This is a genomic window from Actinokineospora inagensis DSM 44258, assembly GCF_000482865.1.
In the GTDB taxonomy this organism is placed as follows: Bacteria; Actinomycetota; Actinomycetes; order Mycobacteriales; family Pseudonocardiaceae; genus Actinokineospora; species Actinokineospora inagensis.
Genome location: NZ_AXWW01000006.1, coordinates 61009 through 81236, shown reverse-complemented (window position 1 = coordinate 81236; position 20228 = coordinate 61009). Strand labels below are relative to the sequence as shown.

Genomic DNA, 20228 nt, shown 5'->3' with positions numbered 1-20228 from the left:
GGGTTCGGGTGCCGGTGAGCGCTCGCTCGCCCCCGAGCAACACTCCTCGAGCGAACCGAGGCTACACGGCCGCGGCCGTGCCCTCTGCCCAGGGCGCCCCGGGGCGAACCGGACAATCCCACACCGCTGAATGTTCCGCGTGTCCCGCCCCGCGCCGAACAGTCGGCGGTCCACCCCGCCCCGGAACCCGGTCCACCCGGCCGGTTGTGTAACCCTGGCGCCTATCCCAGATCGGAGCGACCCGGCGGGTCGACGGGGATGAGGGGAGTCGGATGGTGCGGGGTGGGACAGCGCTTACCCGCCCGGCGTGAGCCGGGCGGCTCGAACGAGCCAAGGGCGCGGCTGCGCGTCGTGTCGGAGGAGACTTACCCGGACTGGGAGGCGGTCTACCGGGACAATATCGATCGGGTGTACCGGTTGGTGTTCTCCCGGGTCGGCAACCGGGCGGACGCGGAGGACCTGACCGCCGAGGTCTTCCTGCGGGCGCTGCGGCCGCTTCGGCTGTCCGCCAGCGTCGGCGAGGTGCGGACCTACCTGGTGGCCACCGCGCGCACCGTGCTCGCGGGCCACTGGCGCCGCACGCTCGGCCGCGAGGTCACCACCTTCGACGACGAGCGCGACATCGCCGAGGCGGTACCCGAGCTGATCGACTCCCGCGCGCGGGACCGGGCCGAGCACATCCTGTCGGCGCTGCCGGACCGGTACGCCACGGTCCTGCGCCTGCGGTTCCTGCAGGGGTGCTCGTTGAAGGAGGCGGCCGCGGAGTTGGGTGTGACGGTGGCGAATCTGAAGGTGTTGCAGCACCGCGCGGTGCGTCGAGCCGGTGAGGTCGCCGGCGGAGTGGAGACGTGATGACCGGGGTGCGCCGATACGTCCGCGACCTCCTGCGCCGCAGGCCTGCCGGCGTCACCGACGAGGAGGCCGCGGACGTCAAGGCCGCCGTCCTCTTAGGCGCGGCGGGGGCGGAGCAGGGGGCGCCGAGCGAGGAGTTCGTGTCGTCCCTGCACGCCCGCCTCCGCCGCGAACTGGAACCCCCCGTCGACCGGGGGCGTCGGCGGTTCGTCCAGATCACCTCGGTCGCGGCCGCGTCGGCGGCGGTGGGGGTGGCGGTCGATCGCGCGATCTCCGATGTGGCGGGCGCTCCTGCGGCGCAACCGCCGGTGGTGGTTCCTGACACCGGTTCCTGGCATCCGGTCGTCGCGGGCCGTGACCTGCCTGAGGGTGGCGTGCACCCGTTCGACCTGGATGTGTTGTCCGGGTTCGTCGAGCGTGTTGGTGGGCAGGTGCGTGGGGTTTCGGGGGCGTGCACGCACCTGGGCTGCAAGTTGATGCTGGACCGGGTGGCGCGGGAACTGGACTGCCCGTGCCACCGGACGGCGTTCGCGGTGGACGGGGCGGTACTGCGGCATCAACTCCCGATGAACCTGCGGCCGCTGCCGAAGCTGTTGGTGCGGGAATCGGGTGGGCAGGTCGAGGTCTTCGTTCCGTCGGTGCAGACCTGAGCTATTCGTTGTCCAGTGGCGCTGCTGGGCCGGGGGATTGGTCTCCCCAGCTTGTGTGTGCGAGGAATCTCCGTTCAAGCAGCTTTCCGGTGTGTGCGTCGAAGGTGAGCACGTCTCTTTCGGTTACGCGGTTCACGAAGAGGTAAGCGGTGTTGCCGTCGGGGCTGAGTCCGAGGTGCGGCCATGTGGAATCCCGTGACCAATAGTGCCAGCGTTCGGTTCCGGTGACGCTGTCGGTGGCGGTGATGCCGACGAGGATGTTGTCGTGGGTGCTGATCGTCACTGGGCCGCCTGGTGCGGACGTGGTGGCGTCGATGTCTCGGGCGGAGGCGTGTGCGGCGCCTGCGAAGCCTGCTGCGACGGCGAGGATTACGGCGGTGGCGGCGCCTGCGGTTGGTGGCCCTTGGGTGAGGTGGAAGGCGGCTGCCGTTTGGGCGATGGCGATGGTGGTTACTGCGGTGGTGGCGATGGTGGCGCCGTAGCCGGAGGAGAGGCCGGGGTGGTCTCGGAAGATGAGAGATATGCCTGGTGCGATGGCTACGGCGGCTGTCGCGGCTGCGGTTCGGTGGGCGTGGTAGTAGGCGGCTGTGATCGCGGTGAGGGTGAGGAGGCCGAGGGTGGCCATCTCGAGGCCGGGGCCTGGGCCGGGGGGTTCGAAGAGGAACCAGATGCGCATGGTGAAGGCGTGTCCGAGGAGGGGGAGGGCGGGGGTGTTGGCCATCCAGGGGAGGGAACACGCGGTGACGAAGGCGATGGCTGCGGCGGCGGTCGCGCCTTGGGCGACACCGGTGGGCTTGCGCATGGGGTGATCAGAGCAGGGTGGGGTGGGGGGTTGGGTGGGAGATGCGTGATTGTGATGACTGCTTGTCGCCTTCGGCGACGCCGCTGGATTGCGCCAGATTAAAGCTGGGGTGCCCGTTGTGGTGAAGTTGTTTTGTTTGGGGCCCCTAGCGGTGGCCTGGGTAAGGCTAAAAGGCGGGGCCACTGGAAAGCGTGGCCTTACCCGCCTGCCGGCTTAGGCCACCGCTTCCCCCAAACAAAACAACTTCACCACAACGGGCGGTTGGGTTCGGCGGGTTTCGAGGCGCGTGGGGTGGGTTGGCGGCCATCGTCGATGTGGGGTTTTTTTTGGGGCGTGCGGTGCGGGTTGGTCGTGGTGGGTTGTGGTGGGGTGGTTTGCTGGGTGGCGGTGCGGGTTGGTGGGGGTGGTTCTCGCTGTCGCGAAGGGGTGGGTTTGCGGGTGGGGGTTGGGTGGGTGGGGTGTTTTTTTGGAGGGTGGTGTAACCGTGGGGGGTATTTGGTGGCATGAAGCGATTGGTGGTGGCGCGGGGGCTTGTGGTGGCTTGTTGCGCGGTGTTTGTGGTGAGTGCTTGTGGGAGTGGGGCGGGGTCCGGGAGTCCTGGTGGGGCTGGGAGTCCGTCGTCGGCGATGGGGATGCCGATGGGGTCTTCGTCGGCGCCTGCGGGGGGTGGGGTTGCGGTTTCCACGAATGTTGTTGCGGTCAAGGATTTCGCGTTCGCGCCTGCGTTGGTGTCGGTGAAGGTGGGGACGACGGTTACCTGGACCAATAGTGACACTGAGCCGCACACGGTGACGAGTTCGGGGGCGGGGCCGTTGAAGTCGCCGACGATGAATACCGGGGATACGTTTCGGTACACGTTTACCACGGCGGGGCGGTTTGACTACCTGTGCACCATTCACCCGTTCATGACGGCGACCGTTGAGGTGACTCCGTGAGTGATGATGATCCGCAGGGGATGAGTCGGCGGCAGTTGTTGCGGCATACGGCTTGGTTCGGGTCCGCTGTCGTCCTCACGGTGGCGGGGGGTGAGGTGATCAGTCACATCCACACGCCGGGGGCGGCCGCCGCCGTGCCGGATGATCCGAACGCGCTGCGGTTCGTGCAGGTCAGTGACAGTCATATCGGGTTCACGGGTGCGGCGAACACGGCGGTGACGGAGTCGTTCACGCACGCCATCAACCAGATCAACGGGTTGCCGTACCGGCCGGATTTCGTGATGCACACCGGGGATTTGACGCACCTGTCGACGGCGGGGCAGTTCGACCAGGTGAAGCAGATGTTGGGGACGGTGCGGGCGGGGGAGACCTTCACCGTTCCCGGGGAGCACGACTCGGTGGACGACGGCGGGAAGAAGTACCGCCAGGCGTTCGGCGCGGGGTCGGTTGGCGACGGGTGGTACAGCTTCGACGTCAAGGGGGTGCATTTCATCTCGTTGGTGAACACGTTGAACCTGGAGAAGCTCGGGCACCTCGGGAACGACCAGATCGAGTTCGTGCGCAAGGACGTCGCCGGGTTGTCGGCGGATACGCCGGTTGTGGTGTTCAGCCACATCCCGCTGTTCGCGATGTACCCGCAGTGGGGGTGGGGGACGGACGACGCGGCGCAGGTGTTGAACCTGTTGAAGCGGTTCGCGTCGGTGACCTGTCTGAACGGGCACGTGCACCAGTTGTTCACGAAGACCGAGGGCAACGTCACGTTCTACAGCGCGACGACGACCGCGTACCCGTTGCCGAAGCCGGGGACGGCGAAGGCACCCGCGCCGGTGACCCTGCCCGCGGGGCAGCTCGCGGACGCGTTGGGTATCCGTGAGGTCGGCTACCAGCAGGGGTCGCACAACTTGGCCGTGAAGGACGTGAAGCTCGCATGACCTCTACGTTGCTGCGGATCGCCGCCGCGCTCGGCCTTGTCGGGGCGGGCGTCATCCACGCCGACCTCTACATCCACGGGTACCGGGTGCTCTCGTTCGTCGGCCCGGCGTTCCTCTTGCAGGCGGCGGCCTCGTTCGCCTTGGCGGTTTTGTTGCCGTTCACGTCACTCGTCCTGCTTCGCCTCGCCGCCGTGGGGGCGGCCTTCGGCGCGCTGGTCGGGTTCGTGTTGTCGCGGACGGTCGGTCTTTTCGGCTTCTCCGAGCACGGTCTCGAACCGTCGCCGCAGGCGTTGCTGAGCATTGTGGCCGAGGTCGCCGTGCTGCTGTTCCTGGCGGCGGACTTCATCGTCCGGCCCCGACTCGCCACCTGAGCCCAGTCCGCCCGGTCGTGGGGTCCGGGCGGCCTGCCCACGCCCCGAGCCGCCCACCGCACATCCCCCGGTGGGCGGCTCGGTCCACGGCCGCCGGGGGTTCGTCGACCGGGTTAGTGTCCTTTCGGCCCGGTCGACTCCGACGTTCGGGTGTGCGGTGCCCGGACGGCGCCGCCGGGACGTGAGGGAGTCGCGATGAAGTACATGCTGCTGGCGTACACGAACCGTGCGGCCTGGGAGGCGGCGACGCGGGAGTGGGCGGCGAGTGGGGAGATGCCCGCCGAGGTGGCGGCGGCCTGCCAGTTCTTCGCGGAGTTGGGCGGCGAGTTGGTCGCCTCGGGCGAGTTCGTGGCGGCGGAGGGGCTGGCAGACCCGGCGCACAGCCGGACCGTTCGGCCGGGCGGGGACGTGCCCGTGGTGACCGACGGGCCGTTCGCCGAGTCGAAGGAGGTGCTGGTCAGCTACAGCATCGTCGACTGCGAGACCGCGGAGCGGGCGGCGGAGATCGCGTCGCGGGTGGTGGCCGCGACCGGGGACAGCGTGGAGATCCGGCCGCTGATGAACCCGATGGGCGACGTGTGATCGTCGACCGGTCGCTGGTGCCGCTGGTCCTGGGGGCGGTGGTGCGGCGGTACGGGCACTTCGCCGCGGCCGAGGACGCGGTGCAGGAGGCGCTGGTCGCGGCGCACACGCAGTGGCCGGTCGAGGGTGTTCCCGCCGATCAGAAGGCGTGGTTGATCCGGGTGGCGGCGCGCAGGCTGATCGACGGCCTGCGCGCCGACCAGGCCCGCCGCCGACGTGAGGAGACCGTGGCGGCGGAGGTGCCCCCGGAGGTCCCCGCCGAGGAAGACACCCTCGCCATGCTGTTCCTCTGCTGCCACCCGGCGCTGACCCGGGCCGCCCAGGTGCCGCTGACCCTGCGCGCCGTCGGCGGGCTGACCACCGCGGAGATCGCCCGCGCGTTCCTGGTTCCCGAGGCCACCATGGGCAAGCGCATCACCCGCGCCAAGCAGCGCCTGCGCGACTCCGGGATCGGGTTCACCCACCCGGGTGGCCTGGCCGCTGTCCTCCAAGTCCTCTACCTCATCTTCAACGAGGGCTACACCGGGCGCGGTGACCTGGCCGTCGAGGCGCTTCGGCTCACCGAGCACGTCCACCGGCTCCGCCCGGACGACGGTGAGGTCGCGGGCCTGCTCGCGCTGATGCTGTTGACCCACGCCCGCCGCGCCGCCCGGGTGACCGCCGCGGGCGCTCTCGTACCCTTGGCCGACCAGGACCGCGCCCGCTGGGACCACACCGCGATCGCCCGCGGCTGCGCTCTCGCCGAAACCGCCCTCACCCGCGGCGGTGTCTTCGGCGTCTACCAACTGCAGGCCGCGATCGCCGCCGTCCACTCGGCCGCCCTCGACGCCGCCGACACGGACTGGCCGCAGATCCTCGCGCTCTACCACCTGCTGGAGCAGGTCGCGGACAACCCGGTCGTGACCCTCAACCGCGCCGTCGCGACCGCCATGGTGCACGGTCCGGCGGCCGGGCTCGCGGTGGTCGACCCGGTGGCCGACCGGTTGACGGGCAGCCACCGGGTCGCGTCGGTGCGGGGACACCTGTTGGAACAGGCGGGTGAGGTCGCCGCCGCGGTGGCGCAGTACCGGCTCGCGGCTCGGCAGACGACGAGCACCCCCGAGCGGGACTACCTGGTGGCGCGGGCCAACCGACTCGGCTGACCGCTGTTCGGGAAGATCGAATCGCGCTGAGCAGCCCCGGTTTCCAGCCTGGTGGGTGGGTACGACAAGACCCGCGATCGTCGTCACCCGCTCCGCTGTCGGCGGATCTCGATCACGGTGTGCGACCCGTGCCGCCGGTCAAGCGCGGGAGCGGGTGACAGTGGTGGGTGCGGCATGGGGGCTGATCATCCATAAAGGACAGTCCGGTTCGGGAACGACATCGCGGTCCGGATACCGGGGTTTCCGGGGTGGAGTGGGGCCGCGAACGCCGGAAAAGTCCACTACCGGGAAACGGTTGAGCGCTCAGCCAGGCGGGTAGAGTATGCGTAGTTCTGTGGAAACCGAACAGGGGGTAAACCTGTTGCCCCCATTGCCGCCGACCGGCACCCCTAGCCCGAAACGGGCCGTTATCACCTGTTAAAAGGTGTTGTTTTCTGCTCATTCACCTTCTATTTACCAGTGGTCACTCCGGTGTGGGCGTACTGGCAGGAAGGTGTCACGAATTCACAAATCCCCAGCTCAACGCCATCTTTCGGCCACCGTGGCAATGGTTGGCCGCGAGGTGGTTTGGGCCGTTCGGCGTATTGCGAGAAGGTACTTACATGCGCAAACATGGATCGCGCCTGGGATGGCGGTCAAAGTCGAAATGCCCGCGTCGAGTTGACGAAAGGCGCCATGTCCGTCATTTCCGTCCGGCTCGGCAATCGCAATTGAGGTGTTCGGACACCGAAGGGGAACCATGAGATCCTCCGACCTGGTGCGCTCGGTGCAGGGGCACGTGGGGAGCGCGAAGTCGGCTTTGCACGACGGCGGCCGCGACTGGTCGTACGCCGAGTTGTGGGACACGGCGACCTCGGTCGCGACCGCGCTGGCCGGGATCGGGGTGCTGCCCGGCCGACCGGTCCTGGTCAACGCCAGGAAGTCCGCGGGCGCGGTCGCCCTGGTGCTCGGATGTGGACTGGCCGGGGTCCCGGCGGTACTGGTGTCCGCCGACCTGGGACGCGACGCGGTCGAACTCCTGTTGGCGCGCACCGGGAGCACGCACCAGGTCGGCCTGGAGGCAGAACCGGCACCCGGCGCACCGGTCCGGCTGTGGTCGGACGCCACCGGCGCGCCCGCGGCGGACGCTATGCCCAGCGACCCGCCGCTGGTGCTGACCACCTCCGGGTCGACCGGGGCGCCGAAGGTCGTGCCGCTCAGCCAGGCCGGGGTGCGGCGGTTCACCGGCTGGGCGGCGCGGACCTTCGGCATCGGCGACGGCACGGTGGTCCTCAACTACGCGCCGCTCAACTTCGACCTGACCCTGCTGGACATCTGGGCCACCCTGGCCGTGGGCGGCAAGGTGGTGCTGGTCGACCCGGAGCGCGCCGCCGACGGCCGCCACCTGGCCGAACTGGTCGACACGCAGCGGGTCGAGGTCGCGCAGGCGGTACCGCTGTGCTTCCGGCTGCTGTCCGGGCAGGACCGGGTGTTCGACTCGGTCCGGCAGGTGATCACCACCGGCGACGTGCTGCCCGCCGACCTGCTCGCCCGCGTTCCCACCATGTTCCCGAACGCGACCCTGCACAACATCTACGGCTGCACCGAGACCAACGACAGTTTCCGCTACACCGTCACCGATTTCGCCGTCCCGGCACCGCTGCCGATCGGTCGCCCGATCGACGGTGTGCAGGCGCTCCTGGTGGACGAGGACGGCGCCGAGGTGCACGGCGAGGGCCGGGGCGAACTGCTCGTGTCGACCCCGTTCCAAGCGGACGGTTACCTCGACCCGGACCTGACCGCCAAGCGCTTCACCACCGGGGTCGCCGGACATACCGGGGTCTTCTACCGCTCCGGCGACATCGTCCGCCGCGACGCGGACGGACTGTTCCACTTGGACGGTCGGGACGACTTCCACGTCAAGGTGCGCGGGGTCCGGACCAACCTGCAAGAGGTCGAGTACGTGCTCGAACGGCACCCGGACGTCGACGAGGTCGCGGTCGTCGCGATCCCGGACGCCGAGGCCGGGTACCGGTTGCACGCCGCGGTGCGCGCGGGCGCGGACGGGACCAACAGCCTGGTCCTGCGCTCGCACTGCGCGCGCTCGCTGCCCCGCACCGCCATTCCCAGCACTTTCCAGATCCAGCACGCCGCGTTGCCGAGGACGTCAACGGGGAAGATCGACCGGAACGCGATCAGCGAATCGCGTCAGGAGGCAGGGGTTTAATGTCCGACACCTTCGTCATCAAAGAGTACATCACCGGGAACTTCGCCCCGGACGTCTCGCCGCACGACCTGGCCGACGACTACGACCTGCTGGCCAACGGCGTCATCGAGAGCCTGCACCTGCTCCGGCTGATCGCCTGGCTCGGTGAGCGCTTCGACGTCAACCTCGAGGACGCCGACGTCGCTCCCGCCGATTTCCGCACCGTTTCCACGATCCACGCCACCATCACGGAACTCGGCGCCGTGCCGAGTGCCGCCAACTAACGCCGTCAGGAGGCCGGAATGTTCATCCGCCACAAGGACACCGTCAACACCGTCGACTGGGGCAACGGCACAAGCCACCGATTACTGGTGGAGTCCGACGGCATGGGATTCGCCATGGCGCACACCGTCGTCGCGGCGGGCTCGTCGTCCAAGCTGCAGTACCGGCGGCACCTGGAGGCCTGCTACTGCGTTTCCGGCAAGGGCGAGGTCGTGTCCGCGGACGGCGCCGTGCGCCAGATCATCGAGCCGGGTGTGCTCTACGCGCTGAACAAGCACGACGCGCACACGCTGATCGCGGCCTCCGGTGACGACATGCACCTCATCAGCGTGTTCAACCCGCCGATCCGCGGCGACGAGCGGCACGTCCTCGACCCCGAGGGCTACTCGCAGTACTGAGCCCGCGTCCGGTTTCCTTTCCCGATCCCGTTTTCCGGCCTCCGCGCCACAAGCCGAGCCCGCTCGGCCCGCCAAGAACGCTCGTCCTGGTGTGCGGTCGCGGCCGCACACCAGGACGACGAGGGGGATTGTCACGTGATTGACTGGAACGAAGACCAGAAACTCTTCCGGAACACCATTGAAGACCTCGGCCCGGTTCTCTCCGACGGGCACATCGAGGCCGACCAGAACGGTGAGTTCTCCCGCCCGAAATGGGACAAGCTGGCCGCCTCCGGCCTGTTCGGGCTGCCGTTCGACGAGCGCTTCGGCGGCCTGGGTCAGGACGTGCCCACCACGATGTACGTGTTGGAGGGCCTCGGTCACGCCAACCGGGACGGCGGGCTGAGCTTCTCCGCGTCGACCCACCTCGCCAGCACCGGGACGCCGCTCAACCGGTTCGGCAAGCCCGCGGTCAAAGAGCGGCTACTGCCCGCCGTGTGCGCCGGTGAGCTGATCGGCGCGCACGCCATCACCGAGCCCGATTTCGGCTCGGACGCGATGAGCATGCAGACCACCGCCGTCGCCGACGGGGACCACTACATCCTCAACGGCAACAAGGCATTCGTCAGCAACGGTCCGATCGCCGACCTGATCGTCGTCTACGCGCGCACCGACACTGCAGGAACAGCGAACGGCATCAGCGCTTTCCTGGTCGAGCGGAACACGCCGGGGCTGAGTTTCGGCACCCCGATGAAGAAGATGGGGTTGCGTTCGTCGCCCCTGTGCGAGCTGTTCCTGGACAACGCCCACGTGCCCGCGGAGAACATGCTCGGCAGGCCGGGCAACGGTTTCCTGGTGCTCGACCACGTGATGAAGCGCGAGATCCTCTACGGCTTCGCGATCAACCTGGGTGAGATGCAGCACCGGCTTGAGGAAACCATCCGCTACGCGCGCGAGCGCAAGCAGTTCGGCTCGCCGATCGGTTCGTTCCAGGCCGTGCAGCACCGCGTAGTGGACATGCTGATCAGCACCGAGAACTCACGGCGCTGGTTGTACGAGACGGGCCGGAAACTGGCCCTGGGCAAGGACGTCACGACCGATGTCGCCATCACCAAGCTGATCGTCAGCGAGGCCGCGCTGGCCACCGCGCTGCACACGGTGAGCGTTTTCGGCGGCTACGGCTACATGGCCGAGTACGGCTTCGAGAAGGACGTCCGCAACGCGGTCGCCGGGACGATCTACTCCGGTACCACCGAAATCCAGAAAAGCCGCATCGCGGCCATGCTCGGTTTGGGCTGAGGGGACTTGCGATGACCACCGCCACTGCGCTGTTGGCCGCCACCGACCTGCTCGACCACGAGTCCGACGAGGTGCGCCGGTTCGTCGCCGCCGCGGTTCCGGACCCGTCCGTGTCCGACCGGGACAAGGCGGTCGCGCTGTTCTACGCCGTGCGCGACGGCGTCTTCTACGAGGTCTACGGCGCGGACATGTCCCGGGACGGGTTGCGGGCCAGCGCGGTTTCCGTTGCCAAGACCGGTTTCTGCCTGCACAAGTCGATCCTGTACGCGGCGGCCACCCGCGCCGTCGGCATCCCGAGCCGGGTGCTCGCCGGTGAGGTGCGCAACCACCTCGCGTCGGACAAGCTCAAGGAGCTCGTCGGCGGTGAGGTGTTCCTGCACTGGCTCAACGAGATCCACCTGGACGGGCGCTGGCTCAAGACAACCCCTGTCTTCAACAAGATGCTGTGCAAGCTCTACGGCATCTCACCCCTGGAGTTCGACGGCACGGCGGACGCCGTTTACCACCCGTTCGACGACAAGGGCCGCAGGCACATGGAGTTCGTCGGGGCCGTGGCCTCTTTCGACGACGTCGAGCACGCCGCCGTCATCGCCCTGATGCGCGAGCGGCACCCCGGCATGTTCGCCTCGGCGGACGCCGTGCACGGCGGCGGTTCCCTGGTGGCCGAGGCACCCGCGGCCGACTGAGTATACCCGATCAGTACTTGACAAGAGCATGTATATGCATGCAAGTATTGACCGCGCCGAGCGCCGGACAGGGAGTGAGCATGAGCCCGCCTGAGATCACCGTGTACTTCGACTACGTGTGTCCCTACTGCCTGCTGGCCGAGGACATCATCACCATCACCGCCGCCGACGCGGGGGCGACCGTGTCCTGGCGCGCTTTCGAGCTCCGCCCGCACCCCAACCCGACGCTGCGCCCCGAGGACGACTACCTGCCCCGGGTGTGGCGCCAGTCGGTCTACCCGATGGCCGAGCGGCTCGGCGTGCCGATCAAGCTGCCGACCATCTCACCGCAGCCGTACTCGCACTTGGCTTTCGAGGGCGCGCACTTCGCCCGGGAGCACGGTGTGGTCGAGGCCTACCACGGCGCGGTGCTGCGGGCGTTCTTCCAGCAGGACCTGGACATCGGGCAGCCCGAGGTGCTCACCGGGATCGCCGACGAGGTCGGCCTGGACACCGCCGAGTTCGCCCTGGCGCTCAAGGAACGCCGGTTCGCCGAGGTCCACCAGGTCGAGCTGGGCAAGTCCTACGCCGCCGGTGTGCAGGCCGTCCCCACCATCGACGTCGGTCCGAAGCGGTTCTCCGGCGTGCCCGACCCCCAGGACCTGCGCGCCGCGATCGCCGCCCTCAGCTAGTTCACACGAGAGGAACACCTCAGACATGCATTGGGTATACCTGGCCATCGCGACGGTCTTCGAGATCCTGTTCGCGCTGTCGGCCAACGCCTCCAAGGGTTTCACCAAGCTGTGGCCGACCGTGCTGACCCTGGTCATCGGCGCCGGCGGCACCTTCTTCCTCAGCCTGGCCCTGCGCAGGCTCGACGTCGGCGTCGGCTACGCGATCTGGACCGGCCTCGGCTCGGTCGGCATCGTGCTGCTCGGCTCGCTGGTGTTCAAGGAGAAGCTGGACTGGCGCAAGGCACTGGGCATCGCCGTCGTCATCGTCGGGGTCATCGGCCTCGAGCTCAGCGGCGTCTGACCGCGCCGAACCCACCCAGGACCAAGGAGTTCCCACCATGACCGCATCCTCCACCGAGCTCGAGCAGCAGGCAGCCGCGAGCGGTGACACCTCAGCCAAGGGCTGGGCCATCCTGCTGGTCGCGGGCATCTTCGAGATCGGCTACGCGGTGAGCGTCGGCGGCACCAAGGGTTTCACCAACCTCGGCTGGTCGCTCTCCGCCGTCGTGTTCTTCTTCCTCACCGTCTTCACCCTCACCCTCGCCCTCAAGCACCTCGACGTCGGCGTCGGCTACGCGGTGTGGACCGGCATCGGCGCGTCCGGCGCCGCCGTGGTCAGCGCGTTCGTCTTCGACCAGCCGCTCACCCCGGTCCGCATCCTCTGGCTGGCCGTGATCATCGCGGGCGTCATCAGCATCAAGCTGTTCTCCGGCCCCAAGTACGCGACCGCGGACGAGGCAGCCGGACAGTGAACGGACTCGACGCCGACCAGCTCACCGGCTACATGCGCGACACGGTCGCCCTGTCGCTGACCGAGGTCGAGCGCGGCGGGATCCCGTTCTCCGGGTTCGTGGTGCACTCCCGTGCCGGCGTGCTCGGCACGGGGGTGAACCGCGTGTTCGTCGAGCGCGACCCCACGGCGCACGCGGAGATCGTCGCCCTGCGCGACGCGGCCAAGCGGCACGACCGGGTGGCGATCAGCGAGTCCGTGCTGTTCGCCTCCGGCGAGCCGTGCGGCATGTGCTACCAGGCGGCGTACGAGGCGGGCATCGGCTCGGTCCTCTACGCCGTCAGCGCCGACGACGCCGCCGCCTACGGGTTCGACTACCGCGCCTCCTACCTGCACGTCGACCGCACCGACGGCGGCCGGGTCACCCCCGAGCCGTTCCCGGTCGACGACGCGTTGACCCCCTTCACCACCTGGGCCGCCCGCCACCGGTGACCGGCCCCGACGCAGTCGGAAGTGGACTCGATGACGACCCGGATCTCCCGGCCCACCACCAACTGGCGCGACGACGGCTGGAACACGACGGCCCGCATCGGCGTCGTCGTGCCGCACGCCGACGTCGGCCCCGAGAGCGAACTGCGCGCGATGCTGCCCGACCACCTCTCCGTGCACGCCGCCCGGCTGCACTTCGGGGCGATGCGGGCGGGCGGCGAGATGGACCCGAAGATCCCGCACGACCCGGTGCGCGCCTTCGTCGAGCCGCCGCACCTGGACAACTGCGTGCGGGAGCTGGCCGAGTCGCCGCTGGACGCGATCGCCTGCGCGTTCACCAGTTCCGCCTACAAAGTGGGTCCGGCCGGTGAGCACGCCCTCGTCGACCGGCTCGCCGAGCACACCCGCGGCATGCCGGTCACCACCACCTGCCTCGCCGCCGAGCAGGCCATCAACACGCTCGGCGTGGACAAGCTCGCCCTGGTTAACCCGCCGTGGTTCGACGAGGAGTTGGACTCGCTGGGCGCCGCGTACTTCACCGCCCTGGGCGTCGACGTCGTGCACCACGCGCCCTGCGGCCTGCCCAGCGGTCAACCGCACATCAACCCGCCCGCGCTCTACGACTGGGTCCGCCGGATCGCCGGGAACGCCACCGGCGTCTTCGTCGGCGGCAACGGCCTGCGCGCGGTCGGCGTCATCGACGCGTTGGAGGAACTGCTCGACATCCCGGTGCTCACCGCCAACCAGGTCCTGCTCTGGCACGCCATGGAACTGACCGGCGCCGCTGTCGCCCGGCCGGGTTACGGGAAGCTGATGAACTTGCATACCACTACATAGACCTCGCGTCGGGTATGCTGCGGGTCGACCAGCGTAGTGCTCGACACCGGTCCGCGCCTGCCCGTCGTCGGCGCGGCCGGGTCAGCCGAGGCGGAGGAGGCTGGACATCGCCGCCAAGAAGAGTGCCCAGATCACGGCGCCCAGATCCGCGGACCTCACCGGTACCGCCGCGAGTTGGACGCGGTTGGTCGCACTGCACAGCCAGGTCGACGCGGTGGTGGGCCGCGCGTTGCAGCGCCACTTCGGCATCGGCCTCTCCGAGTTCCTCGCCCTGATCGCCTGCTCCGCCGCGCCCGACGGCGAGATGCGCATGCAGGACCTCACCGACGCGGTCAACCTCAACCAGAGCTCGGTCAGCCGGATGGTCACCCGCCTCGAACGGGTGGGGCTGACCGAGCGCCGCGTCTGCGAGCACGACCGGCGCGGCGTCTACACCGGGATCACCGACCACGGCTACGACGTGCTGCACAAGGCCGTTCCGGTGTACGAGTCGGCGTTGACCGAGGCGCTCGGCCGCAGCGCGACCGACCCCAACCTGGCGGACCTGGTCGAGGCGATCACCGAACTGCGGTAGGTGGTTGTCCACCGTCCACTGGCGAATCCCGGTACTTGTTTTCGTGCCACCAGGGTCTTTGGGCCCGGCGGGTTGGGGACTTCCTGCTCTGTCGCGAGTGGACCGAGGGGCCCGCCCGGTGGCGGGCCCCGGGTCCGTTCAGTCGCCCGGAACCTCGACGTACGGTCCGGTAACCGGCAGTGACTCGCCACTGGCGTGGTTCGTCGCGATCACCCGCCACTGCTGGGTCTGCTGCAGGTGCGTCGAGAAGATGTCGAACGACCGCTCGTTCGGCCCCACCTCGTAAACCTGTCCGCTGACCAGTTCCACCAGGAGGTAGGAGTCCACCCGCTCGGTCCCGGGCTGGGTCCAGGTCAGCGGAACCCCTCCCGTGATCACCGGAGCGGCCGGGACCTTCGCCGCGACCGAGTAGTCCCCGGGCGTCCCGACCGGCACCGTGACGACGGTCGGTGTGCCCTCGCCCCACATCCAGTTGTACGGGGTGAGCGTGAAGTCGTAGCGGCCCGGGGTGAGGCGCCAATTGGCCAACACGACGTCGAACGACGGCTGCGTCTTCGGGTCGACCGTGGCCAGCGAGCGCTTGCGGCCCTGCGGGTCGACGAAGGTGACCCGGAAGATGTCCGCCGGGGCGTGGTTGTGGTAGCCGGTCAGCGGGAAAACGGTCAGCGGGTCGTCACCGCGGGTGTCGTAGCCGAAAGTGATCTTGGTGTCGGTGAGGTGCGCCGTCACCGAGCGGGTCATCGCGGGCGGCAGCAGCGGCAGGTAGCTCACCGGAACCGCGGTCTGCGCGGACACCCCGGACGGGTTGCGGTCGGTCAACGCCAGGGTGAAGCGGTCGCCGTACGCGATCCCCGGGACGTCGAAGTCCAACCCGGGGCTCTCCGAGGTCACCCGGAGCCGGGGCGTCACGCACTGGATGTCACTGCTGGGGCACAGCCGCAGTTCGGTGGTGTTGACGTCCGGCAGCGCCTCCGGCCCGCGGTCCCAGTTCACCCGGAGACCGGTCGGCGTCGACTCGACGGTGACGTTGCGGACCGGGGTCGGCGCGGGCCCTGCGGCGACGAACCGGGTGTAGTGGTAGACGAACCCGCTGCCCTGGCTGTCCATCCCGGCGGGCACGAGCGCCTGCCCGGTCGAGGTCTCCGGGAGCACGAACGCGGCCCACCGCACGCCGGGCACGACCGTGAACGCCGCCGTGGTCCCGGTGGTGCGCACTACCTTCCGGTCCGCCGGATCGGCCGGGTTGATCAGGACAGCGGTGTAGGCCGTGCCGCCCGCGACCGGGTTCCAGGTCAACCGCATCGTGTTCTGCACCGCGGTCGCCGTGAAGTCGGTGATCGCGGTGGGCAACACCTGCCGCGGCCCCAACTGGTCGAACGTCGTCCACCGCACCGCGGCGCCCGCCACCCCGGTGATGAAAGCCTTGGCGTCGGCGGAGAATTGCGGCACCCCCGCCACGATCCAGGTCGCGCCGTAGGTCATCAACCCGACCAGGTGCCCGGCCGGGTCACCGGGCCGGTGGTAGAACACCGGACCGCCGCTGTCCCCGGAGATCGCCGCGGGCGGGTTGGCCATCGTCGCCAACGTCGGTGCACCGGTCGGCGACGTCCACGCCGCCGTCAGCTTCCCGCCACCCAGCCCCACCGCCAGCAACGCCCCCGCCAGCGTGGTACCCACCTCCGGGATGCCCGGGATGCCGTTGTCCACCAGATCCGGGAAAGCGGGCGCGGGCAACGCGGTCACCAGGTGCGACAGGCTCAGGTCGCAGCTCGCCCCCGGGCACGCCGTCACCGAGTCGATCCTCGCCGTCCCGTACGCGTTGGTGAACGTCCCCCCAACCGCCCCCGGCGCGTGCCTGGTCGTCAACACCCACTGCGGCGCGACCTGCACCCCCGACGCACTCGCCCGCCCCGCCAACTTCCAGTCGTCCACCAACTGCCCGCTCACGGGTTCCCGAATCCCGGCCACCGCCGGGTCCACCCCGTTCCCCACCGCACCGGCCGGACACACCGACCCGAGCAGGGACGCCACACACAACACACCACCCAGCAGCACACGCTTCACACGGATCACGGCCGAACGCTAAGCCGCCACAGTCGCTTGAGGACACACCTCCGCCCCCGCCTTCACCGGCTGTTCGTCGCTAGATCACACCTACCCGCCGTGTCCCCGGTCGGCCGTGGTCCTGCACCTTCGGGCAGGCAACCGCGTCCGGAACGCCGTCCGGTTGTCGGTGTGGTGTGGGGGTTCGGTGGGGGACAGTGGGCACGCTCGGCGCGGCGGGAGGGGCTGACGAGGTGCACAGTACCGATCACTTACCGGCCGAGCAGCAGGGCCGCGCGCAGGCTCCTGCCCCCGCGAGCGCCCCGCACCCGATGGCGCTCTCGCGGTTGATGCCTGCCGGGAACCGCGCTGTGTCAACGTATCTGCAGCGCCAGCCGAACCCGGCGCCCGCGTCCGGGGTGTCGCCGCCCGCGCCGCCGGTGCCGGGGAACCTGCCTGCCGCCAGTGAGAGCGCGCCGGTCGAGCTGCCGGACAGCGGTGGGGACCTGCGGGTCGTGTTCAGCTCGGGCAAGCAGATGACCTTCGACGTCGGTGATCTCGGCGAGTTCGAGTTGGGTGTGGGGAAACTGGAGACGCCGCCGATCCCGATCGGGGAGTTCATCACGGCGAGCGCGGCGATCGGGTCGCACAACCCGGTCCAACTGGTGCAGCCGAGCCTGGTGCTGGAGCCGGTGGTCGGATCGATCAGCGCGGCGGAGATCAGCCGGTACCGGGCGGCCGGGGACAGCAAGCGGTCCGGAACGCGCACGGTGTTCGGGGCCATCGCCGCGGTGCCCGGCGGCATCGTGGGCGGCCTGGCGGGTCTCGTCGGCGGTGGCATCCTCGGCGCGGCGGCGGGAACGCCGCTGGGTCCGGTCGGCGCGGTGGCCGGTGGGGGAGCCGGGGCGCTGTACGGGGCCAAGCACGGCGCCCAGAAGGGCGGGGAGGTCGCGGGCGGCATCAGCGACTCGGTGTTCAACTGGCTGACCACCCCGTTCCAGGGCGACTACAACCTGACGGCCCGCCTGGACCAAGGCCAGATCACCGGTACAATCGGCCTGCATTACACACCTTTCGTCCGGTTGACCCTCGCCGCGATCGGGTTCGACTGGCTCGCGGAGATCACCGCCGAACTGCAGACCGCGCTGAACCTGGTCGCCACCGCCGGTATCGCGTTGTCCGGCAGTAATGTGGTGCTGCACTTCCACGACGGCAAACTGGTCCGCACCGAGTTCACCCTCACCCCGTCCGCGTCACTGAAATTGGCGCTCACCGCCGAGGCGAGACTGCGGTTGGCGGGTTCCCTGCTCAACATCCTCGACGAATCGGCCGGTCGCGACGAGGGTCTGATCAGCGGTGAACTCACCACGCCGTCCTTCCACCTGTTCGACATCACCGGCGCCATCGGCGCGCAGACGTCGTTCACCTTCGCCAAGGGTTCCCCGCTGGAAATCCTCAAACGCAACATCCGCGCCGCGTCCGGCGCCACCAGGGAACGCTTCACGGCGGGCATCCAGGCGGGCGGCCCCCGCATCCCCCTGCTCAAGAAACCCGACGCCCTCAACGAGAAATCCCGCACCGGCGAAAGCGAGACCGACGCCATCCTGATGGTCTGGCACAAACCCGCCGAGTGGTACCCCGACTACCTGACCCGCCCCGGCCACGGCAAACGCGCCGAGAAGATAGCCAAGTTCCCGCACAAGGTCTACGACAACGGCCTCGCCATGGGCGTCGACCACTGGCCGTACGAGGGCAAAACCCTCAAATACCGCGGCGGCGAGGAACCCAGGGGCAGCGGCGTCGCCCGCTTCATCCGCGAACTCCACGAAGAGGGCATCGTCCTCGAAGACGACCTCGCTTACAAGGCCGACATCGACCACGTCATCGACTGGGCCTTCACCGGCGAGGACAACGAAACCAACCTCTGGCCCCTCGAACGCAGCGCCAACCGCAGCGCAGGCGTCACCCAAAACCGCCACCAACACGTCTGGTGGTCCCCCGCCAAGGGCGGCAAACCCCGCTACACCCGCATCGAGGAAGTCCCTCCCGGCCGCTGGTTCGCCATCAAATCCATCCGCGACCCCGACGGCAAATCCGGCTGACCCACCCCTCTGCTGCACTTCTCCCGACCACCACCCCGGCACCCGACCTCCGCAGACCCGAGCGTTTGCCTGCCCCGCCTCGTCCGCCCCCCGATCATCGACCCTCGTACCCCAGGTTCGAGATGACCTCCCCCAGCGCATGAGTCGACTCTCGGCCCTAGCGTGTGAGTCAGCTCTCGGCCCTAGCGCATGCGGTGACCACCGGCCTTCACCCGATCCAGCGCTTGACGCCATCCCCGCCGTGGCCCAGGCAGGACCCCACCCACCCGGGGGCCGGGGGCCCATTCCTGAGCCTATCCCGGCGGCCGGTTTGTCAAGAGGCGCGAGCCCGGCCTGTGGATGGCTCCCAGCACTGTGGACAACCCGGCCGCACAGTGGACGGCCGCTCCCCGCTTCGACACCCCGATGTCGGGATGGGCGGCTGGTCCCCGCCTCAGCCGCCGGATGCCGGATGGGCGGCCGCTTCCGCCTCAGCCCGGATGCCGGGATGGACGGCCGGTTCCCGCCTCAGCCGCCGGATGCCGGGATGGACGGCTGGTCCCCACCTCAGCACCCCCGATGCCGGGATGGGCGGCTGGTCTCCGCCTCAGCCGCCGGATGCCGGATGGGCGGCCGCTTCCGCCTCAGCCCGGATGCCGGGATGGACGGCTGGTCCCCACCTCAGCACCCCCGATGCCGGGATGGACGGTCGCCGTCCTCGTACACAACGGAGTGCCGATCGTAGGAGGGCTGCTCCCTGGATGGGCTCGCCCCCGCAGGGGACCATGGCGGAATGCAGCGTGACCAGCTCGCCGACTTCCTGCGGCGCCGCCGCGCGGCGATACGGCCGGGTGAGGTCGGTATCGCTGACGGACCCCGTCGTCGTACTGAGGGTTTGCGGCGGGAGGAGGTGGCCCTGCTCGCGGGTGTCTCCGTCGACTACGTCGTGCGCCTGGAGCAGGCCCGCAGTAGTCAGCCGTCGCCGCAACTGTTGGCTGCGTTGGCTCGTGCGTTGCGCCTGTCCGACGAGGGCCGCGACCACCTTTTCCACCTCGCGGGCCACCAGCCGCCGGTCGCGGGTCCGGCTCGCACCGGTCTGGTCCGCGTGCTCGACCTGCTGGGTGACACCCCCGCTCTCGTGCTGTCCGACCTGGGTGAGGTCCTTGCGCAGAACCCGGCGGCGGTCCTGCTCAACGGTGATCACACGACCTTCCCCGATGACCGCCGTTTCCTGGTGTACCGCTGGTTCACCGACCCGGCCGTCCGCGCCGTGCACCCGCCGGAGGACCACGAGTGCCACGCCCGCGGTTTGGTCGCCGATCTCCGCGCCGCGGCGGATCGTCGGTCCGCTGATCCGGCGGTCACCGGTTTGGTCGACCGGCTGCTCGCCGCCAGTCCCGAGTTCCGCGAGTTCTGGGCCGAGCACGAGGTCGCCGTGCACCGCGCCGATCGCCAGATCGTCCTGCACCCCCGGGTCGGCCGCTTGGTGCTGGACCGCGAAACCCTCGTCACCCCTGATCAGCGCCAGCGGCTGCTCGTCCTCACCCCCGCGGACCCCGAGACCCGGGACCGCCTCGACGAGCTCGCGCGGGTGTGACCGGCGTGCGCACAACCCGAATCTGTTTATCCACAGTGGACCTGTTATCGGTGCCGCACTAACGGACCT

General features: G+C 69.3%; 22 protein-coding genes. 20 read left to right on the top strand and 2 right to left on the bottom strand.

The features are described 5' to 3' along the window. The first annotated feature begins 351 nt into the window (after nucleotides 1-351). Nucleotides 352-852, top strand: coding sequence for an RNA polymerase sigma factor (locus H504_RS0101460; RefSeq protein ID WP_245614028.1), 501 nt, complete (start codon nucleotides 352-354; stop codon nucleotides 850-852). Then, nucleotides 852-1502 carry a QcrA and Rieske domain-containing protein gene (locus H504_RS0101455; protein WP_026421302.1) on the top strand — a complete coding sequence of 217 codons (651 nt, stop codon included), beginning with the start codon at nucleotides 852-854 and terminating at the stop codon, nucleotides 1500-1502. Before H504_RS0101460 ends, H504_RS0101455 begins: the two co-directional genes overlap by 1 nt. A gap of 1 nt (nucleotide 1503) precedes the next feature. Here the strand turns inward: H504_RS0101455 and H504_RS0101450 are convergent, their stop codons facing one another. Next, complete coding sequence (locus H504_RS0101450) at nucleotides 1504-2304, bottom strand: hypothetical protein (RefSeq protein WP_026421301.1); 801 nt, start codon at nucleotides 2302-2304, stop codon at nucleotides 1504-1506. Nucleotides 2305-2807: 503 nt separating this feature from the next. Here H504_RS0101450 and H504_RS0101445 point away from each other — a divergent pair. The 16 genes from H504_RS0101445 to H504_RS0101370 all read left to right on the top strand — a co-directional run bounded on the left by H504_RS0101445 (nucleotide 2808) and on the right by H504_RS0101370 (nucleotide 14438). Then, nucleotides 2808-3239: a plastocyanin/azurin family copper-binding protein gene (locus tag H504_RS0101445; protein ID WP_026421300.1), complete on the top strand. Its 432-nt coding sequence runs from the start codon at nucleotides 2808-2810 to the stop codon at nucleotides 3237-3239. Then, entirely contained in the window at nucleotides 3236-4171 is a 936-nt protein-coding gene (locus tag H504_RS0101440; protein WP_245614027.1) for a metallophosphoesterase family protein, read from the top strand. Before H504_RS0101445 ends, H504_RS0101440 begins: the two co-directional genes overlap by 4 nt. Beyond that, nucleotides 4168-4542 (top strand): hypothetical protein, encoded by a 375-nt coding sequence (locus H504_RS0101435; protein ID WP_026421298.1) that lies wholly within the window; start codon nucleotides 4168-4170, stop codon nucleotides 4540-4542. Before H504_RS0101440 ends, H504_RS0101435 begins: the two co-directional genes overlap by 4 nt. A gap of 195 nt (nucleotides 4543-4737) precedes the next feature. After that, nucleotides 4738-5124, top strand: a complete 387-nt coding sequence (locus H504_RS0101430; protein ID WP_026421297.1) for a YciI family protein — start codon at nucleotides 4738-4740, stop codon at nucleotides 5122-5124. Continuing rightward, on the top strand, nucleotides 5121-6266 hold the full coding sequence (locus tag H504_RS0101425; RefSeq protein ID WP_026421296.1) for an RNA polymerase sigma factor: 1146 nt from the start codon (nucleotides 5121-5123) through the stop codon (nucleotides 6264-6266). Before H504_RS0101430 ends, H504_RS0101425 begins: the two co-directional genes overlap by 4 nt. Nucleotides 6267-7005: 739 nt before the next feature. Beyond that, complete coding sequence (locus H504_RS0101420; protein ID WP_026421295.1) at nucleotides 7006-8472, top strand: AMP-binding protein; 1467 nt, start codon at nucleotides 7006-7008, stop codon at nucleotides 8470-8472. Then, nucleotides 8472-8735, top strand: a complete 264-nt coding sequence (locus H504_RS0101415) for a hypothetical protein (RefSeq protein WP_026421294.1) — start codon at nucleotides 8472-8474, stop codon at nucleotides 8733-8735. Before H504_RS0101420 ends, H504_RS0101415 begins: the two co-directional genes overlap by 1 nt. Nucleotides 8736-8753: 18 nt before the next feature. Further along, nucleotides 8754-9131, top strand: a complete 378-nt coding sequence (locus H504_RS0101410; protein WP_026421293.1) for an ectoine synthase — start codon at nucleotides 8754-8756, stop codon at nucleotides 9129-9131. A 135-nt stretch (nucleotides 9132-9266) separates the two neighbouring features. Continuing rightward, nucleotides 9267-10409 (top strand): acyl-CoA dehydrogenase family protein, encoded by a 1143-nt coding sequence (locus H504_RS0101405; protein WP_026421292.1) that lies wholly within the window; start codon nucleotides 9267-9269, stop codon nucleotides 10407-10409. A gap of 11 nt (nucleotides 10410-10420) precedes the next feature. Further along, the gene (locus tag H504_RS0101400) at nucleotides 10421-11095 is read left to right on the top strand and encodes a transglutaminase-like domain-containing protein (protein WP_026421291.1); all 675 of its coding nucleotides are present in this window, start codon (nucleotides 10421-10423) and stop codon (nucleotides 11093-11095) included. Between the two features lie 80 nt (nucleotides 11096-11175). Beyond that, a complete protein-coding gene (locus H504_RS0101395) occupies nucleotides 11176-11766 on the top strand; it encodes a DsbA family oxidoreductase (RefSeq protein WP_035302978.1) in 591 nt (196 codons plus the stop codon). 25 nt (nucleotides 11767-11791) lie between these two features. After that, entirely contained in the window at nucleotides 11792-12109 is a 318-nt protein-coding gene (locus H504_RS0101390; RefSeq protein ID WP_026421289.1) for a DMT family transporter, read from the top strand. Between the two features lie 37 nt (nucleotides 12110-12146). Continuing rightward, the gene (locus H504_RS32800; protein ID WP_051385381.1) at nucleotides 12147-12560 is read left to right on the top strand and encodes a DMT family transporter; all 414 of its coding nucleotides are present in this window, start codon (nucleotides 12147-12149) and stop codon (nucleotides 12558-12560) included. Further along, entirely contained in the window at nucleotides 12557-13030 is a 474-nt protein-coding gene (locus H504_RS32795; RefSeq protein ID WP_211239237.1) for a nucleoside deaminase, read from the top strand. Before H504_RS32800 ends, H504_RS32795 begins: the two co-directional genes overlap by 4 nt. A gap of 30 nt (nucleotides 13031-13060) precedes the next feature. Beyond that, nucleotides 13061-13864, top strand: coding sequence for a maleate cis-trans isomerase family protein (locus H504_RS0101375; protein ID WP_035303016.1), 804 nt, complete (start codon nucleotides 13061-13063; stop codon nucleotides 13862-13864). A 184-nt stretch (nucleotides 13865-14048) separates the two neighbouring features. Further along, nucleotides 14049-14438, top strand: a complete 390-nt coding sequence (locus H504_RS0101370) for a MarR family winged helix-turn-helix transcriptional regulator (protein WP_026421287.1) — start codon at nucleotides 14049-14051, stop codon at nucleotides 14436-14438. A 138-nt stretch (nucleotides 14439-14576) separates the two neighbouring features. Here the strand turns inward: H504_RS0101370 and H504_RS0101365 are convergent, their stop codons facing one another. Continuing rightward, a complete protein-coding gene (locus tag H504_RS0101365) occupies nucleotides 14577-16511 on the bottom strand; it encodes a hypothetical protein (RefSeq protein WP_157440147.1) in 1935 nt (644 codons plus the stop codon). 224 nt (nucleotides 16512-16735) lie between these two features. Between H504_RS0101365 and H504_RS38275 the strand changes: the two genes are divergently transcribed. Then, entirely contained in the window at nucleotides 16736-18583 is a 1848-nt protein-coding gene (locus H504_RS38275; RefSeq protein WP_157440146.1) for an HNH endonuclease signature motif containing protein, read from the top strand. A gap of 772 nt (nucleotides 18584-19355) precedes the next feature. After that, nucleotides 19356-20159 carry an MmyB family transcriptional regulator gene (locus tag H504_RS32785; protein WP_035302977.1) on the top strand — a complete coding sequence of 268 codons (804 nt, stop codon included), beginning with the start codon at nucleotides 19356-19358 and terminating at the stop codon, nucleotides 20157-20159. The last annotated feature ends 69 nt before the right edge of the window (nucleotides 20160-20228 follow it).

Coding starts and splice junctions, on each gene's coding strand:
- H504_RS0101455 (WP_026421302.1), top strand. CDS start 852: ATGACCGGGGTGCGCCGATACGTCCGCGACCTCCTGCGCCGCAGGCCT.
- H504_RS0101450 (WP_026421301.1), bottom strand. CDS start 2,304: ATGCGCAAGCCCACCGGTGTCGCCCAAGGCGCGACCGCCGCCGCAGCC.
- H504_RS0101445 (WP_026421300.1), top strand. CDS start 2,808: ATGAAGCGATTGGTGGTGGCGCGGGGGCTTGTGGTGGCTTGTTGCGCG.
- H504_RS0101435 (WP_026421298.1), top strand. CDS start 4,168: ATGACCTCTACGTTGCTGCGGATCGCCGCCGCGCTCGGCCTTGTCGGG.
- H504_RS0101430 (WP_026421297.1), top strand. CDS start 4,738: ATGAAGTACATGCTGCTGGCGTACACGAACCGTGCGGCCTGGGAGGCG.
- H504_RS0101420 (WP_026421295.1), top strand. CDS start 7,006: ATGAGATCCTCCGACCTGGTGCGCTCGGTGCAGGGGCACGTGGGGAGC.
- H504_RS0101415 (WP_026421294.1), top strand. CDS start 8,472: ATGTCCGACACCTTCGTCATCAAAGAGTACATCACCGGGAACTTCGCC.
- H504_RS0101410 (WP_026421293.1), top strand. CDS start 8,754: ATGTTCATCCGCCACAAGGACACCGTCAACACCGTCGACTGGGGCAAC.
- H504_RS0101400 (WP_026421291.1), top strand. CDS start 10,421: ATGACCACCGCCACTGCGCTGTTGGCCGCCACCGACCTGCTCGACCAC.
- H504_RS0101395 (WP_035302978.1), top strand. CDS start 11,176: ATGAGCCCGCCTGAGATCACCGTGTACTTCGACTACGTGTGTCCCTAC.
- H504_RS0101390 (WP_026421289.1), top strand. CDS start 11,792: ATGCATTGGGTATACCTGGCCATCGCGACGGTCTTCGAGATCCTGTTC.
- H504_RS32800 (WP_051385381.1), top strand. CDS start 12,147: ATGACCGCATCCTCCACCGAGCTCGAGCAGCAGGCAGCCGCGAGCGGT.
- H504_RS0101375 (WP_035303016.1), top strand. CDS start 13,061: ATGACGACCCGGATCTCCCGGCCCACCACCAACTGGCGCGACGACGGC.
- H504_RS32785 (WP_035302977.1), top strand. CDS start 19,356: ATGCAGCGTGACCAGCTCGCCGACTTCCTGCGGCGCCGCCGCGCGGCG.